Annotated in this window: 16 protein-coding genes and 1 pseudogene; 11 read left to right on the plus strand and 6 right to left on the minus strand. The window is 67.8% G+C overall.

Going from position 1 to position 16,652, the window contains the following annotated elements; genetic code table 11:
- From I71_RS23790 to I71_RS23800, 3 genes are all read left to right on the plus strand, one after another.
- On the plus strand, positions 1-729 hold a 729-nt coding region (locus I71_RS23790; RefSeq protein WP_042699319.1), incomplete at its 5' end, for a xanthine dehydrogenase family protein subunit M.
- The gene (locus tag I71_RS23795) at positions 726-3,011 is read left to right on the plus strand and encodes a xanthine dehydrogenase family protein molybdopterin-binding subunit (RefSeq protein ID WP_042699322.1); all 2,286 of its coding nucleotides are present in this window, start codon (positions 726-728) and stop codon (positions 3,009-3,011) included. The genes I71_RS23790 and I71_RS23795, both read left to right, overlap by 4 nt.
- Before the next feature lie 142 nt (positions 3,012-3,153).
- On the plus strand, positions 3,154-3,978 hold the full coding sequence (locus I71_RS23800) for an aldo/keto reductase (protein WP_042699325.1): 825 nt from the start codon (positions 3,154-3,156) through the stop codon (positions 3,976-3,978).
- Positions 3,979-4,021: 43 nt separating this feature from the next.
- Here I71_RS23800 and I71_RS23805 read toward each other — a convergent pair whose 3' ends face one another.
- The 4 genes from I71_RS23805 to I71_RS23820 form a co-directional block, all read right to left on the minus strand.
- Positions 4,022-4,318: a CcdB family protein gene (locus I71_RS23805; protein ID WP_042699328.1), complete on the minus strand. Its 297-nt coding sequence runs from the start codon at positions 4,316-4,318 to the stop codon at positions 4,022-4,024.
- On the minus strand, positions 4,318-4,572 hold the full coding sequence (locus I71_RS23810) for a type II toxin-antitoxin system CcdA family antitoxin (protein WP_083897372.1): 255 nt from the start codon (positions 4,570-4,572) through the stop codon (positions 4,318-4,320). The genes I71_RS23805 and I71_RS23810 overlap by 1 nt, the downstream gene beginning before the upstream one ends.
- Positions 4,573-4,657: 85 nt before the next feature.
- Complete coding sequence (locus I71_RS35230) at positions 4,658-6,118, minus strand: ATP-binding protein (RefSeq protein ID WP_049976306.1); 1,461 nt, start codon at positions 6,116-6,118, stop codon at positions 4,658-4,660.
- On the minus strand, positions 6,108-6,857 hold the full coding sequence (locus I71_RS23820) for a response regulator (protein ID WP_049976307.1): 750 nt from the start codon (positions 6,855-6,857) through the stop codon (positions 6,108-6,110). The genes I71_RS35230 and I71_RS23820 overlap by 11 nt, the downstream gene beginning before the upstream one ends.
- Positions 6,858-7,119: 262 nt before the next feature.
- Here I71_RS23820 and I71_RS23825 point away from each other — a divergent pair, with 262 nt between their 5' ends.
- Positions 7,120-8,388 (plus strand): ABC transporter substrate-binding protein, encoded by a 1,269-nt coding sequence (locus I71_RS23825; protein ID WP_042699362.1) that lies wholly within the window; start codon positions 7,120-7,122, stop codon positions 8,386-8,388.
- A 105-nt stretch (positions 8,389-8,493) separates the two neighbouring features.
- Here I71_RS23825 and I71_RS23830 read toward each other — a convergent pair whose 3' ends face one another.
- A complete protein-coding gene (locus tag I71_RS23830; RefSeq protein ID WP_042699334.1) occupies positions 8,494-9,567 on the minus strand; it encodes an NAD(P)-dependent alcohol dehydrogenase in 1,074 nt (357 codons plus the stop codon).
- A 316-nt stretch (positions 9,568-9,883) separates the two neighbouring features.
- Between I71_RS23830 and I71_RS23835 the strand changes: the two genes are divergently transcribed.
- Complete coding sequence (locus tag I71_RS23835) at positions 9,884-11,053, plus strand: PQQ-dependent sugar dehydrogenase (RefSeq protein WP_042699337.1); 1,170 nt, start codon at positions 9,884-9,886, stop codon at positions 11,051-11,053.
- Positions 11,054-11,069: 16 nt separating this feature from the next.
- Entirely contained in the window at positions 11,070-11,564 is a 495-nt protein-coding gene (locus I71_RS23840; RefSeq protein ID WP_042699365.1) for a GNAT family N-acetyltransferase, read from the plus strand.
- Here the strand turns inward: I71_RS23840 and I71_RS23845 are convergent.
- Entirely contained in the window at positions 11,551-12,528 is a 978-nt protein-coding gene (locus I71_RS23845) for a quinone oxidoreductase (protein ID WP_244434014.1), read from the minus strand. The two genes, I71_RS23840 and I71_RS23845, sit on opposite strands and share 14 nt — an antisense overlap.
- Before the next feature lie 131 nt (positions 12,529-12,659).
- Between I71_RS23845 and I71_RS23850 the strand changes: the two genes are divergently transcribed.
- The 5 genes and pseudogenes from I71_RS23850 to I71_RS23870 all read left to right on the plus strand — a co-directional run.
- The gene (locus I71_RS23850; RefSeq protein WP_042699343.1) at positions 12,660-13,535 is read left to right on the plus strand and encodes a LysR family transcriptional regulator; all 876 of its coding nucleotides are present in this window, start codon (positions 12,660-12,662) and stop codon (positions 13,533-13,535) included.
- A 465-nt stretch (positions 13,536-14,000) separates the two neighbouring features.
- Positions 14,001-14,375, plus strand: a complete 375-nt coding sequence (locus tag I71_RS23855; protein ID WP_042699347.1) for a helix-turn-helix transcriptional regulator — start codon at positions 14,001-14,003, stop codon at positions 14,373-14,375.
- 25 nt (positions 14,376-14,400) lie between these two features.
- Complete coding sequence (locus I71_RS23860; protein WP_042699350.1) at positions 14,401-14,904, plus strand: arsenate reductase ArsC; 504 nt, start codon at positions 14,401-14,403, stop codon at positions 14,902-14,904.
- A gap of 60 nt (positions 14,905-14,964) precedes the next feature.
- The gene (gene arsB / locus I71_RS23865) at positions 14,965-15,984 is read left to right on the plus strand and encodes an ACR3 family arsenite efflux transporter (protein WP_085940781.1); all 1,020 of its coding nucleotides are present in this window, start codon (positions 14,965-14,967) and stop codon (positions 15,982-15,984) included.
- Between the two features lie 331 nt (positions 15,985-16,315).
- Positions 16,316-16,652: pseudogene (locus I71_RS23870) on the plus strand (bifunctional acetaldehyde-CoA/alcohol dehydrogenase); the annotation flags it as partial.

Raw genomic sequence — 16,652 nt, forward strand, 5'->3', positions numbered from 1 at the left:
CCACTGGTGGCCCGCGCGATCCTCGCCGGGGCCAGCGCCCAGATCCGCAACATGGCGACGGTCGGCGGCAACATCATGCAGCGCACGCGCTGCCGCTATTTCTACGACACGGCTGCGGCCTGCAACAAACGCCAGCCGGGGGCCGGCTGCGACGCGCGCGACGGCTTCAACCGCTATCACGCCATCCTCGGCGCCTCGCCGGCCTGCGTCGCCACCCACCCGTCCGACATGTGCGTGGCGCTCGCCGCCCTCGACGCCACGGTGCATCTGGACGGGCCTGACGGGCCACGCAGCATCGCGCTTGCCGACCTGCACCGGCTGCCGGGCGAGCGGCCGGACATCGAGACGGAGCTGAAGCCGGGCGAACTGATCATCGCGGTCGAGATCCCGCCCCTGCCCTTCGCCCGCCGTTCGACCTACCGCAAGGTGCGCGACCGCGCCAGCTATGCCTTCGCGCTGGTGTCGGTCGCCGCCGCCCTCGACCTTGCCGAGGACGGGACGGTGCGCGACGTGCGGCTGGCGCTCGGCGGCGTCGCCCACAAGCCGTGGCGGGCCTCGGCGGCGGAAGCCGCGCTGACGGGCATGCCGGCCAACCCGGAGAGTTTCCGCGCCGCTGCCGAAGCGGAATTGGCCGGCGCGACCGGGCTTCGCGACAACACGTTCAAGATCGAGCTGGCGAAACGGACCATCGTCGCCGTCCTGGGCGACCTGACAGGAGACGAGGCATGAGCGCGCACTCCGACGCCGCCGCTTCCCGGCCCGGCCGCTGGCAGCCGGCGGTCACACAGGACCCGATGCTGCAAAAGCATGGAGCATTGGGCCAGCCGGTTTCGCGCATCGAAGGGCCGCTGAAGGTCCTGGGCAAGGCGCGCTTCGCCGCCGAGTTCCCCTATGAGGGCCTCTGCTACGCCGCACTCGCCTTCAGCACCATCGCGCGCGGACGGATCACCACGCTCGACACCACGGCGGCTGAGGCGGCGCCCGGCGTCGTGCTGGTCATGACCCACCGCAACGCGCCGCGGATGAAAGCGCCGTCGCTGATGATGTCGTCGCCGACCGCCGCCGGGGCAAGCGACCTTCCGGTCATGCAGACCGACGAGATCCATTGGAACGGCCAGCCCATCGCCGTCGTCCTCGCCGAGACGCAGGAGCAGGCCGACCATGCCGCCTCGCTGGTGACGGCCGGCTATGCGCCGCTGCCGGCGGTAACCTCCTTCGAGGAGGCCAGGAAGACGCCCCGCAAGCTCGACAACCTCCTGGGCCAGCCCCCGGTCGTCGAGATCGGCGATGCCGAGGCGGCGCTGAAGGGTGCGGCGGTGCAGGTGGACCAGATCTACCGGACGCCGCGCCACAACCACAACGCCATCGAACTGCACGCCGCGACCGTCGCCTGGAGCGGCGACGAGCTGCGGGTGCATGACGCCAGCCAATTGCTCGACCTGACCGCCGGGCAGCTGGCCGACATCTTCGGGCTGGATGCGGGCAAGGTCCGGGTCTCCTCGCCCTATGTCGGCGGCGGCTTCGGCGGCAAATGCCTGTGGGACCACCAGATCCTCGCCTGCGCCGCCGCGAAACTTGCCGGCCGGCCGGTGCGCATCATGCTGTCGCGCGAGGGGGTGTTCCGCATCGTCGGCGGGCGGACGCTGACGGAGCAGCGGGTGGCGCTGGGCGCTGGTGCGGACGGCAGGCTCGACGCGCTGATCCACAGCGGCATCGCGGCAATGACCGCGCACAACTCCTGCCCCGAACAGTTCACCTTCCCCGCCCGCCACCTCTATGCCGCCAAGTCCATCCGGCTGGCCCAGGAGGTCGCCGACATGGACATGCTGGCGAACACCTTCATGCGGGCGCCCGGCGAGTCCGTCGGCACCTTCGCGCTGGAATGCGCCATCGATGAGCTTGCCGAAAAGCTCGGCCTCGACCCCATCGACCTGCGGCGGCGCATCGAGCCGGAAAAAGACCCGACCAGCGGCAAGCCCTTTTCCACCCGCCACCTGATCGACGCCTATGACACGGGGGCGGAACGGTTCGGCTGGAACCGCCGCAATCCGACACCGCGCCAGCGACGGAGGGGCGAGTGGCTGATCGGCATGGGATGCGCCACGGCGACCTACCCCTACCACCGCTTCCCCGGCGGTGCGGCGCGGATCAGGCTGACGGCGGGCGGACAGGTCACCGTCTCGACCGCGGTGCATGACATGGGGATGGGCACGGCGACGGCCCAGGCCCAGCACATCGCCGCCCGCCTCGGCGTGCCGCTCGACCGCGTTACCTTCGAGTATGGCGACACGACCCTGCCGCGCGGGGTGATCGCCGGCGGTTCGACCCAGACAGCCTCCATCGGCGGCGCCGTCATCGCCGCAACCGAGGTCTTCGTCGAGGAACTGCTGAAGCTCGCCGGCAACGATTCGCCGCTGGCCGGCCTGTCGCTGACCGATGTCGAGACGCGGGACGGCGGCATCGGCCACCGCGACGATGCCGGTCGCTTCGAGAGCTATGAGTCGATCCTGCGCCGGGCGGGACGCGGCGAACTGGTCTGCGAGGCCGAAGCCCCGCCGCCGGCGGAGATGGAAGCCTTCTCGATGCATTCCTACGGCGCGCAGTTCTGCGAGGTCCGTGTCAGCGAGATCACCGGCGAAGTCCGCGTCTCGCGCTTCCTCGGCTCCTTCGACGCCGGCCGCATCCTGAACGCCAAGACGGCGACCAGCCAGTTCAAGGGCGGCATCATCATGGGGATCGGGCTGGCGCTGACCGAGGAAACCAACTTCGATCCGCGCAGCGGCCGCATCGTCAACGCCTCGCTCGCCGACTATCATGTGCCGGTGCAGATGGACGTTCCCGCCATCGAGATCCTCTACACCGACATCCCCGACCCGCAGGCGCCGATGGGTGCCCGCGGCATCGGCGAGATCGGCATCACCGGCGTCGGCGCCGCGATCGCCAACGCCGTCTACAATGCCACCGGCAAGCGCATCCGCGATCTGCCGATCACGCTCGACAAGCTGATGTGACGCTCCGAAGGCTTCGATTTGGGAATTCGGTTCACAGGTGATTGGGCGGAAGAGGCGGTTTGCGGACGGCCTCTCCCGCCCTATGTCTCCCTCCGAGACATGAGACGGCGCCATCATTGCGCCGACCAGGAGAGAGAGCAGGATGCAGACCGTGAAGGCAAATGGAGCCGAAATCCCCGTGCTGGGCTTCGGTGTTTTCCGCATGTCGGACGAGGAGGTCGAGCGGGTGGTTCCGGCGGCGCTCGAAGCCGGCTTCCGCCATTTCGACACCGCGCAGATTTACCGCAACGAGGCTGCCCTCGGCCGCGCCCTGCTGGCCGCCGGCGCCCGCCGCGACGAGCTGTTCCTGACCACGAAGGTGTGGGTCGACAAATACAGCCCCGACCTGTTCGCCGCATCGGTGGATGAGAGCCTGGAGAAGCTGAAGGTCGATCATGTCGATCTGCTGTTGCTGCACTGGCCGGCCGATCAGGTCGCCATCGCCGACCAGATCGAGATGCTGAACGCGGTGCAGGCCGCCGGCAAGACCCGCTTCATCGGCGTCAGCAACCAGAATATCGCCCAGCTGCAGGAGTCGGTCGAGCGCAGCCAGGCCCCCATCGTCACCAACCAGATCGAGGTCCACCCCTATCTCGACCAGAGCGCGATGGCGGCGGCGGCCAAGGAACTGGGCGTGGCGATCACCGCCTATTACGCCATGGCCGACGGCAAGGTGCCGCGCGATCCGGAACTCCAGCGGATCGGCGCCAAGCATGGCAAGACGGCGGCGCAGGTGACGCTGCGTTGGCTGATCCAGCTGGGCCACATCGTGCTGTCGAAGACCGCCAAGCCGGACCGGGTGCCGGAGAATTTCGCGCTGTTCGACTTCGCACTGGACGATGGCGACATGGCGGCGATTGGCAAGCTGGCGCGGCCGGATGGGCGGATCGTCAGCCCGGCGGGGCTGGCGCCGGTATGGGATCGGTGAGAGAAAAGCAGGATCGAAGGATGGGGCGCGTGAGCTGATCGGCTCACGCGCCGATCAGCATGTCCAAAGCCGCTACGATGGCGGTGTCCTCCGCCAGCAAGTTGCCGACGTGAGGGCCAAGTTCAGAGAGCGTCACCGCACCGGCGAACTGCGTCACCATGACATGTGGGCGGCCTTCGACGGAAAATACGGGATTGAGGCGCACGGCCGGGCGCGGAGCCTTGTCCGGCGGCAGCAGCGGAGCCACAAAGCGGGTGTTCAAGTCACGCAGGATGTCGGCCTGAAGGTCCAGCAGATAACCCGGCCCATCCAATCGGCGATGAATGTCGAAACGCGCCATCAGTAAGGCCGGTTCTTTGCCAGCGGAAGGCCATGTGCCTCAACATAGGCATTGGACGATTGTATGGCCTCCCGATTCTCCTCCAGCCATTGCCTGTCTCGCAGTTCGGCGATCTGCTGAGCCAATCCGCGCTCGCAGGCACGCGACACGTTGATGCCGAGCGCCTTTGCCTGCTCCAACAAGTCACTGTTCAGGCTGATGTTCGTTGCCCGCCGAGGCGCGGACATATCGAAGGAATAGCGCTCGCCAGCCATCGAACTCTCCATGACAATGCGCATAAAGGATGCGCATAGACGACGCACAAATCAAGCCGCAACCGCTCGATGTCCACCCGGACTCTCACAACATCCGCGGCAGCGTCACCCTGACCCGCAAGCCGCCGCTGGCCCGATTGCTCAGCTCGATCCGCCCCTGGTGGGCCTCGACGATCGACTTCACAATCGACAGGCCCAGCCCACTGCCGCCGGTCTTGCGGTTTCGGGAGCCTTCGAGCCGGACGAAGGGCTTGAAGACGTTGGCAATCTCCGCCTCCGGGATGCCCGGCCCCTCGTCGCAGACATCGACGACGATCTCGACGGCGTCGGCATCGACGGAGACGGTCGCGCGCTCGCCATACTTGACGGCGTTGTCGATCAGGTTGGCGAAGGCGCGGCGCAGGCTGGACGGACGGCCGGCGAGGCGGAGTTGCCGCGCCTGCTCGAAACGGTCGCTGCGCTCCACCCCGCCGCCGAAGATGGTGCGGACAGCGGCAAACTGCAGTGGCGGCGGCTCCTGGTAGGTCACCGGGGCGCCGGTGTCGGCATAGTCGTCGCACAGGCTTTGCAGCAGGCTGGCGAAGGCGACCACCTCGACCTCCTCGCGCAGCACGTCGTCGCCGAGGAACTCCAGCGTCGCGGTGACCATCGCCGCCATCTCGTCGATGTCGGCCATCATCTTGGCGCGCAGCGCGTCGTCGTCGACATATTCGGCGCGCAGCCGCAGCCGCGTCGCCGGAGTGCGCAAATCGTGACTGATCGCCGCCAGCAGATGGGTGCGTCCCTCCATCAGGTCACGCAGGGCGTTGCGTGCCTGGTTGAAGGCGCGGGCGAGCGAGGCGACCTCCTCCGGCCCGTCCTCCGGCAGCGGGCGGGGGTGCAGGCGGTCATGCGGGCGGGTCGCCTGCTCGGCCAGCGATTCCAACGGGCGGACCAGCCGGCCGGGCAGCCAGAGCAGCAGCCCCAGCGCCAGACCGAAGGCGGCCAGACCGGCCAGCACCATCTCGAATGGCGTGGTGCGGGGCCGCCAGAAGCGCGGGCTGGCGAACTCAAGCCAGCCGCCGCCGGCAAGCTGGACATAGACGCGGGCGTCGCGCAGTTGCGCCGCCGTGTCCTCCGCCACCAGGGACAGGGATTCCGCCAGCGTCTGGGCGCGGGCGGAGTGGACGGACAGCAGGGCGCGCTGGACGGCGACGAACACCGGGCGGGGTGCGTCGGCCACCCCCTCCATCACCCAACCGGACGGCACGGCCGGGGTGCCGGGCCCCTGCCAGGACACCGACAGGTCGGGCAGCCCGCTCAGCGCCAGCGCCGGCCCGGCGGCAATGCCGTCCAGCACCGCGCGGTCGGCCGCCTCCACCGCTGCCGCCATCGCCGGCCCCAGCCGGTGGGCGGTCAGCAATTCCCGCGCGCGGTCGTCGATCAGGCGCATGCCGACCAGCGCCCCGCCATGGGTCAGCAGCAGCACCACCACCATCGCCGCCAGGATGCGGTGGCGCAGCCGGGCGGCGCGCATCTGGGACGGCAGCAAACGCTCAAGCGCCACGGCTCAGTCCTGAAGCGGCGGCTTCGCCCTGGTCCACCACCGTCGCGGTGAACTGATAGCCGATGCCGCGCACCGTCTTGATCAGCCCCGAGCCGCCCGGCCCCTCCTCCAGCTTGCGGCGCAGGCGGCTGATCTGGATGTCGATGCTGCGGTCGAAGGGGATCGAGGTGTCGCCGCGGTGCTTCTCCAGCAGCTCGGTGCGCTCCACCACCTGGGGCGCCCGCTCCAGCAGCGTGCCGAGCAGGGCATATTCGCCCTGGCTCAGATGGACCACCACCCGGTCGGGCGTGCGCAGCTCCCGCCGGCCCTGGTCGAGCGACCAGCCGGCAAAGCCCAGCACGCGCGGCCGTTCGCGCACCGGTTCCGGCCCACCGCAGCGGCGCAGGATGGCGCGGATGCGGGCCAGCAGTTCGCGTGCGCTGAAGGGCTTCACCAGATAATCGTCGGCGCCGACCTCCAGCCCGACGATGCGGTCGACCTCGCTGCCCATCGCGGTCAGCATGATGACGGGGGTTTCCGATTTGGCGCGCAGCGAGCGGCACAGGCTGGTCCCGTCCTCCCCCGGCAGCATCACGTCGAGCACGATGAGATCGACCGGCCATTGCGCCAGAACCCGTGCCATCTCGCGCCCGTCGCCGGCGGTGGAGACGCGGAAGCCGCTCTTCACCAGGAAATCATGCAGCATGTCCCGGATCTCGGGATCGTCGTCCACGACCAGGAGATGGCGCGCGCGCTCCATGGCGTCCCTTCCCTCTTCCATCCAGGCTTTCTTGTTCGTTGATGCGGAGTGTAGCCTTCCCCGCCGGTCCCGGTACAGTGCGGCGCGCGAGCCGGTTTGTAACGGTTGAGTAACAGCGGCGCGGCCGTGAAAAGGCGTTGTTACCAAATAGTCCGGGCATCGAATTGCACGCGGGATAGAGTTCCTCCAGCGGCCAGACGGTGGACAGCCGGGGCCGGCAAGGAAACCGAACGAAGATAGGGAACAGGGGGAAATGTCCAAAATGCCGTCTCTCAGCAAATCCATCCTCGGCATGACCGCGCTCGCGACCGCAATGGCCGGCGCATTGATGGCTGCACCCGCCAAGGCCGAGCCGACGGTGGAGGTTCTGCATTACTGGACCTCCGGCGGCGAATCGAAGGCCGCGGGCGCGCTGCGCCAGGATTTCGAGGCTGCGGGCGGCAAGTGGATCGACGCGCCGGTCGCCGGCGGCGGCGGCGACGCGGCCAGCACCGTGCTGCGCTCCCGCGTGCTGGCCGGAGACCCGCCGAACGCCGTGCAGCTGAAGGGGCCGAACATCAAGGACTGGGCGGCGCAGGGCAAGCTGGCGACGCTGGACGAGGTCGCCAAGGCGGAGAATTGGGACGCCATCCTGCCGCCGCAGATCCGCGACGTGGTGACCTACAAGGGCCACTACTACGCGGTGCCGGTGAACATCCACCGCGTCAACTGGATGTGGGTCAACCCGAAGGTCATGGAGAAGGCCGGCGTCGCCATCCCGAAGACCTGGGACGAGTTCAACGCCGCCGCCGACAAGCTGAAGGCCGCCGGCATCATCCCGCTCGCCCATGGCGGCCAGCCCTGGCAGGAAGGTGCCCTGTTCGAGGACGTCACCCTCGGCCTCGGCGGTCCCGACTTCTACCGCAAGGCGCTGGTCGAGCTGGACCCCAAGGCGCTGACCAGCGACACCATGGTCAAGGTGTTCGACCAGATGCGCAAGCTGCGCGGCTATGTCGATGACGGCTTCCCCGGCCGTGAATGGAACCTCGCCGCCGGCCTGCTGATGAACGGCCAGGCCGCCATGCAGATCATGGGCGACTGGGAGAAGGGCGAACTGACCGCCGCCGGCAAGGTGCCGGGCAAGGATTTCGTCTGCGCCCATGTGCCCGGCCAGTTCGGCTACATCGTCAATTCCGACAGCTTCGTCATGTTCAGCTCGGCCAACGCCGACCGCGCCGCCGGCCAGAAGCTGCTGGCCAAGCTGATCCTGGGCAAGAAGTTCCAGGAGACCTTCAACGTGCTGAAGGGCTCGATCCCCGCCCGCCAGGACATGGCGCGCGACAGCTTCGACGAATGCGCCGTCAAGTCGATGGACGATCTGAAGACCGCCATCGACACCAACAGCGCCGTGCCCTCGATGGCGCACGAGATGGCAGTTCCCGGCGCCGTCCGCGGTGCCTTCCTCGATGTCGTCACCGCCCACTTCAACTCCACCATGACCTCGCAGGAGGCGGTGAAGCGTCTGGCCGAAGCCGTCGATCTGGCGAAGTAGGCCCCGGCCTCCCGCGTTTGTTGTTTCTCCGTCTCTGGTGTTGCGCGTGACCTTGACAGGCCCCCTCCCGCCCTGGGAGAGGGGCCTTCTTTTTTGCATCCGCCCTTACGGCGTGATCGCCACCTTCAGCACGCCGTCGCGCTGGTGGCCGAACAGCTCATAAGCCTCCTCGATCCGCTCCAGCGGGAAGCGGTGGGTGACCAGCGGCTTGAGGTCGACGCGGCCGGAAGCGACGACGCCCATCAGCCGGCGCATCCGTTCCTTGCCGCCGGGGCAGAGCGAGGTGACGATGGTGTGGTCGCCCAGGCCGGCGGCAAATGGCCCCAGCGGCAGGCGCAGGTCGCCGGAATAGACGCCCAGGCTGGACAGGGTGCCGCCGGGGCGCAGCACGCGCAGCGCCGCCTCGAAGGTCGCCTGGGTGCCCAGCGCCTCGATGGCGACATCGACGCCGCGGCCGTCGGTGAGGCGCAGGATTTCGTCCACCGGATCGACACTGCGGAAATCGACCACATGGTCGGCGCCCATCCGCCGCGCCATCTCCAGCCGTGCCGGCACGGTGTCGACGCCGATGATGGTGGTGGCTCCCTTCAGCTTCGCCCCGGCTGTGGCGCACAGGCCGATCGGACCCTGGGCGAACACCGCAACCGTGTCGCCGATGCGGATGTTGCCGCGCTCCGCCCCGGCGAAACCGGTGGACATGATGTCGGGGCACATCAGCACCTCCTCGTCCGTCAGCCCGTCGGGCACGGCGGCGAGGTTGACCATCGCGTCGGGCACCAGCAGATAGTCGGCCTGGGAGCCGTCGATGCTGTTGCCGAAGCGCCAGCCGCCCAGCGGCTTCCAGCCATGGGCGGTGCCGGCGCCGTCCTGGGAATGGCAGCCGCACAGGCAGGCGTTGCTGTGGCCGCTGGGGGTGATGGCCCCGGCGATCACCCGCTGGCCCTCGCGGTAGCCGGTGACGGCAGAGCCGAGCTTCTCGATGATGCCGACCGGCTCATGGCCGATGGTCAGGCCGCGGGCAACCGGATATTCGCCCTTCAGGATGTGGATGTCGGTGCCGCAGATCGTCGTCGTCGTGATGCGGATCAGGGCGTCGAGCGGCCCGACGTCGGGGATCGGCTTGTCGTCCAGCACGATGCGGCCCGGTTCGACGAACACCGCCGCTTTCATCATGACCATGGCGTCCTCCCATTTATGGTGGGCGCCGGTCGGCGAGCTGTTTGGCGCGAACATCGCAAACGGCCCACGGCCGGCGCTGTGCTTCACGCCGGACAGGATAGCGCGGCCGGAGAGGGGCCGCGTTGATACAGATTAAACGCCGTGCAATTTCACCGGTTGCCCCACGTCGGAGCCTGGACGAGCCGATGTGGTCCGGCCGGCCCCTCCCGCCGTGACGGCGCCGGTGTCTTTCGGACAGGCCGTCTTGGCCGGCAGCCCGACGCCCCCACCTAGAAGGCCGGACCGTCACCGCCCAGCCAATCACCGGAGGATCGTGATGCGCAGCACCCTGACCCTGTCGGCCATCCCCCGTCTTGCCGGCGCTCTTCTTGTCGCCGGCCTGTTCACCGCCGCGCCCGCCCTGGCGCAATCGCAGCCGGCCCATGTGCAGGTGGTGAAGACCATCCGGACCAGCGCCGGACCGATGGCGGTCAGCCGCGTCGCCGAGGGGCTGGAGCGGCCCTGGGGCATCGACTTCCTGCCCGACGGCCGGGCGCTGGTGACGGAGAAGCCGGGGCGGCTGCGCATTCTGGCGCGCGACGGCTCGCTGTCGTCCCCACTGGCGGGCACGCCGGCGGTCTTCAACCAGGGCCAGGGCGGGCTGATGGATGTGGCGGTCGATCCGGATTTCGCCCGCAACCGGACCATCTACCTCGCCTATGCCGAACCCGGCGGGAACGGCACCGCCGGCACGGCGCTGGGCCGCGGCACCCTGGGTGAGCGCGGGATCGAGGCCTTCCAGGTCATCTTCCGCCAGTCGCCCAAGGTGGACGGGGGCAACCATTTCGGCACCCGCATCGTCTTCGCCCCCGATGGCCATATCTTCCTGACGCTGGGCGAGCGCTTCAAATTCGACCCGGCGCAGAGTCGCGACAACACGCTGGGCAAGGTGGTCCGGCTCAACCGCGACGGCTCGGTGCCGAAGGACAATCCCTTCGCCGCGGAGGGAGCGACCGCAGGCGCCATCTGGTCCTATGGCCACCGCAACATCGAGGCGGCGGCCATCGACCCGCGCAGCGGCTCGCTCTGGATCGCCGAGATGGGTCCGAGGGGAGGCGACGAGCTGAACCGGCCGGAGGCCGGGAAGAATTACGGCTGGCCGCTGGTCAGTTGGGGCAAGCATTATGACGGCAGCGACATTCCCGACCCGCCGACCCGCAAGGAGTTCGCCGATGCGGCGATCCAGTGGACTCCGGTGATCTCGCCCTCCGGCATGCTGTTCTACAGTGGCGGGCTGTTCCGCGACTGGCAGGGCAGCGCCCTGATCGGCGGCCTGAGCGCCAAGGGGCTGGTGCGTGTCGCCATCGACGGAACGGGGGCGAAGGAGGTGGAGCGCATTCCGCTCGACGCGCGCATCCGCGATGTGGCACAGGGTTCGGACGACGCCCTGTACGTCATCACCGATGCCGCCGACGGCGCGGTCCTGCGGCTGGCGCCGGCAAAATGACCTGATGATGGGGCCGATGAGGATCAGAGACTACCAGCCATCGGACGCGCTGCTGCTGGCGGCGCTCTACGCCCGCTCCGTCCGCGGCATCGGTCCCCGCTTCTACACGGCCGAGCAGGTGGAGGCGTGGGCCGCGCAGGCGCCGACGGTGGAGCGGGTTCGGCAGGCCTATGGCGACGGCCGCGTCGCCCTGGTCGCGGTCGACGCGGACGACCGGCCGGTGGCCTTCAGCGACGTGGAGTCGGACGGCCACATCAACTTCCTCTATTGCGCGCCGGAAGCGGCCGGCCGGGGCGTGATGTCGGCGCTGGTCGATCGGTTGGAGGCGCGCGCCCGAGCGCTCGGCCACCCCCGCCTGCATGTGGAGGCCAGCGAGGCCGCCCGCCCCTTCTTCCTGCGTCGCGGCTTCACCCTGCTGGAGCGCCGGGATCTGCGGATCGGCGATGTGCCGATCCACAACTATGCCATGGAGAAGTGGCTGGTCCCGTCGGAGCAGGTCAGTCAGGCCTGAGGACAAGGACACCGCTGGTATTCCGCCCCTCCAAGGCCCGATGAGCCTCAACCGCGGCATCCAGCGGCAGGCAGGTCACCGGACCGGCGCTCAAACCTCCGGCGGCGCGCGCCAGCACCTCCTCGGCGGCGGTGCGGTAGGTGGCCGGATCGGCCATGTAGGCGAACACGCTTGGGCGGGCGAGGCAGAGCGACCTGCGCGGCCCCAGTTCGGACAGATCGAGCGGGGCGACCGGACCGCCGGCCTGGCCGACGCTGGCAACGGTGCCGAACAGCCGCACCGCGTCGAAGGTCCGGCGCAGCGTGTCGCCGCCGATGCCGTCCACCGCGACATCGACACCGCGCCCGCCGGTCAGGTCGCGCACCGCCGCGACGAAATCCTCCTCCCGATAGAGGATGGCGTGGTCCAACCCATGGGCGCGGGCTGTCTCTGCCTTGGCGGCGCTGCCGACCGTGCCGATCACGGTGGCGCCCAGGCTCTTCGCCCATTGAGTCAGCAGCAGGCCAAGCCCGCCGGCGGCGGCATGGACCAGGATCGTGCCGCCCGATCCAACCGGGCAGACCCGGTTGAGCAGCATGTGGACGGTGATGCCGCGCAGCAACAGCGACGCGGCGGCCACCGGCTTGACGCCATCGGGCAGGCGCACGGCGCGCTCGGCAGCCAGTAGGCGCGCTTCGGCATAGCCGCCGGCCGGCAGACCGGCCCAGGCGACGCGATCACCGACGGCAACCCCATCCACCCCCGGACCGACCTCCTCCACCACGCCCGCGCCCTCGACGCCGAGCGTTGCAGGGTATGCCGGCAGCGGATAGAGGCCGGTTCGGTGGTAGATGTCGACGAAATTGACCCCGGCGGCAGCATGGCGCAGGCGGATTTCTCCCTCGCGCGGAGCCGGCAGGTCGATAAGGGTGGGCTGCATCACTTCGGCGCCGCCCGGCCCGGCCATCTGGATTGAGCGGATCATATCGGCTGTTTCCATTGATCGTTGCGGTGAAGCGAAGGCTAGTCTGTGGCAGAGCGCACTGAAATTCGGCAAAGCTGCGCAAATTCTGGGTATTTTTGCGCAGAGATAGAGTGTCCGACGGAATGGGCCCGATGAATTGGGATGATTTGCGCGTCTTCCTGGCACTGGCGGACAGCGGCAGCCTGTCGGCGACGGCACGGAGGCTGGGAGTGGACCACTCCACCGTCGCCCGCCGGGTGGCGGCGCTTGAAGCCGATCTTGGGGTTCGCCTGTTCGATCGGCTGCCGCGTGGCTATGCCCCGACCGCAGAGGGGGAAGAATTCGCCGTGCTCGCTCGCCGTGTGGAAGACGGGGTGCTGGCGGTGGAGCGCCACGCCCGTGGACAGCCGGGCGAACCGGCCGGCACCGTGCGGTTGTCGGCACCGCCGGCCTTCTCCAGCAGCTTCCTCGCCTCACGGCTGGCCGGCCTGCGGCGGACCTTGCCCAAGCTGGTGGTGGAATTGGTCGGCGATGTCCGGGCGGTCAGCCTGACCCGGCGGGAAGCCGACCTCGCCCTGCGCCTGCAGCGGCCGGAGGATGACGGGTTGGTCGCCCGCCGCATTGGAGCCATGGGATACGGACTCTACGCGACTCGGGATTATCTCGACAGCCGTGACGAAGCCGATTGGGAGTTCATCGGCTATGACGACAGCATGGACCATGTGCCGCAGCAGCGTTGGCTGCGGCAGGTTGCCGGCCGCCGCCCCTTCGTCTTCCGCGCCAATGACCTGATGAGCGTGCGCAGCGCGACATCGGCAGGCATAGGGGTCGCGGCAATTCCCCATTTCCTGGGGCGGACGGACCCGACCCTGGTCGCGGCAGCGCCGGCAGCGGGTCTTTCACCGCCGCAGCCGCGCGAGTTGTGGCTGCTGGTGCACAACGATCTCAGGCGGTCGGCGCGGGTACGGGCGGTGATGGACGCTCTTGTTTCGATCATCGCCGCCGAACGGTCGCTGCTGGAGGATTGATGGCAGGGCCGTGGTTGCTGCGGTGCAATTTCGTCAGCCGTCATGAGCGGTACCGACAAAATTTTCCGGCGAAGCGTGGCCCGAGCGGGAAAATCAATGGAACAGAGTCGCAAGTCGCGCCGTTGATTCACCAGCATCGGCGAACAGTGCTCTTGCAGCCTGTCCATCTGAATATGGAGGAGACGCATGCCTATCCTGCTTTGGCTTCTCGGCGTTCCGGGAATCATCGTGATCCTGCTTTGGATGACCGGCATCATCGGCTTCTAATCCCGCTCCCGTCCGCCTGTTTCCCTCCCACCAGGGCCTCCGCCGGCATCGCCGCGGGGGCCTTTGGTTTTTTCAGGCTCCGCATCGGGCGGCCCGGTGCCGGCGGCTCATTTCGATTTTCATCGAAACGTCGTTGACGGCAAGGGTTCGGATTGTTATTTTCATATTTATCGAATCATAGAATCAATAGGCGCCGACATGGAGAAGCAGGACGTTCTGGCCGGTCTGGCCGCGCTGGCGCAGGAGACGCGGCTGGACATCTTCCGCCTGCTGGTGGAAGCCGGACCGGAGGGGCGCTCAGCCGGATCGATTGCTGAAGCGCTGGCGGTCGCGCCGGCCACCCTGTCCTTCCACCTGTCCAACCTGACCCAGGCCCGGCTGATCGTGCAGCGGCGCGAGAGCCGGTCGCTGATCTATTCGGCCGATTTCGAGCGGATGAACGGCCTCCTCGGCTTCCTGTCGGAGAACTGCTGCGGCCGGGCGGCCAACCCGGCCAGCTGTGTCCCGGTCTGCGCGCCGACGCCGGATGCCGCCAATACGGAAGAAACCGCGACTCCGCGCTGCTGCGGCTGACATCCAACAAAAAACGGAGCGAAGAATGGCCGGGACCCGCGTCTACAACATGCTTTTCCTCTGCACCCACAACAGCGCCCGCAGCGTCATGGCGGAATGCCTGCTGAACCGGGAGGGCAAAGGCCGCTTCCGCGGCTTCAGTGCCGGCAGCCAGCCGTCCGGCCGCATCAACCCCACTGTCCGCGACCTGCTGGAGCGGCTGGGATTCCCAACGGCGGCGTTGCGGTCGAAGAGCTGGGATGAGTTCGCCACGCCCGGCGCACCGCAGATGGATTTCATCGTCACCGTCTGCGACAACGCCGCCGGAGAGGTCTGCCCGGTCTGGCCCGGCCAGCCGATCAGCGCCCATTGGGGCTTTCCCGACCCCTCGGGCGCCCAGGGCACCGATGCGGAAAAGGCCGCTTTCACCGCCACCGTGTTCGGGCAGATCGAACGCCGCATCCGGGCCTTCACCAGCCTGCCCATCGCATCGCTCGATCGCATGGCGCTGAAGCGCAGGATGGACGACATGGCACAGGCCGGCTCGTGAAGCGGAAGGGGCAAATCCATGACCGCTGACATCCACTCCATCCAGGCGGCGCGTCCCGCCATGGGCCTGTTCGAGCGCTATCTCAGCCTGTGGGTGGCGCTGTGCATCGTCGCCGGCATCGCACTCGGCCATCTGCTGCCCGGCCCGTTCCGGGCGATTGCCACAGCCGAAGTCGCGCGGGTCAATCTGCCGGTCGCCGTGCTGATCTGGCTGATGATCGTGCCGATGCTGCTGAAGATCGACCTCGGCGCGCTGGCGCAGGTCAAGGAGCATTGGCGCGGCATCGGCGTGACGCTGTTCATCAACTGGGCGGTCAAGCCCTTCTCGATGGCCCTGCTCGGCACGCTGTTCGTCGGCCACCTGTTCGCTCCGCTTCTGCCGCAGGACCAGGTTCCCTCCTACATCGCCGGGCTGATCCTGCTGGCGGCCGCCCCCTGCACCGCCATGGTGTTCGTGTGGTCGAACCTGTGCGAGGGCGAACCGCACTACACGCTGAGCCAAGTGGCGCTGAACGACCTGATCATGGTGTTCGCCTTCGCGCCCATCGTCGGGCTGCTGCTGGGAGTCGCGTCGATCGCCGTGCCCTGGGGCACGCTGCTGCTGTCGGTGCTGCTCTACATCGTCATCCCTGTGCTGGCCGCCCAACTCTTGCGACGCAGCCTGCTCGCGACCGGCGGCGAACCGGCGCTGAAGCGCGTGCTCGGCCGCATCCAGCCGGTGTCGCTGCTGGCGCTGCTGACCACACTGGTGCTGCTGTTCGGTTTCCAGGGCGACCAGATCCTGGCACAGCCGATGGTCATCCTGCTGCTGGCGGTGCCGATCCTGATCCAGGTCTATTTCAATGCCGGTCTTGCCTATTGGCTGTCGCGCCGCTTTGGCGTGGCATGGTGCGTGGCGGCACCGGCGGCGCTGATCGGCGCGTCCAACTTCTTCGAGCTGGCGGTGGCCGCCGCCATCAGCCTGTTCGGGCTCGGCTCGGGCGCGGCACTCGCCACCGTGGTCGGCGTGTTGGTCGAAGTGCCGGTGATGCTGTCAGTGGTAAAAATCGTCAAGGCGACCAAGCCTTGGTATGAAGGATAGATTCGAGAATATCCCTCGATCATTCACGGTCATTTTCTGCAATTCCACCAATAATCCACGATTTCTCGCCAATGTAGTTTAACTACATTGTCACATTCATTGAATACGCTTTAGTTTCCTCAAGGAATTGACATGACGTTGATGAGACATCTCCGTCATCGGCTTCAATCGACCTGATCCAGATCAATTCTCGCGGCAAGTGGTATGACCACTCTTGCGTCGACCGCAGGCAGGATGTAGGTTTCCTACATACCGCATGGAACCGAGAGTTTCGGGGGTTCCGGGCTGGGCGACCGGCCTTATGGCGACACCCGAGGGGAGACGCCCGATCATGGTCACGACCGTTAAATCCCTATCCGATCTGAACGCCCTGATTTCGCGTGTGAAGGCGGCGCAGGCGCGCTTCGCCGACTATCCGCAGGAGAAGGTCGACCTGATCTTCCGCAGCGCCGCTCTGGCTGCCGCCAACGCCCGCATTCCGCTCGCCAAGATGGCGGTTGCGGAGACCGGCATGGGCGTGATGGAGGACAAGGTCATCAAGAACCACTTCGCCGCCGAGTACATCTACAACAAGTACAAGGACGACAAGACCTGCGGCGTGCTGTCGGAAGACAACGACGCCGGCATCTTCACCATCGCCGAGCCGGTCGGCCTGATCTGCGGCATCG

The sequence above is a fragment of the Azospirillum sp. B506 genome (genome assembly GCF_000333595.1).
Lineage (GTDB): Bacteria > Pseudomonadota > Alphaproteobacteria > Azospirillales > Azospirillaceae > Azospirillum.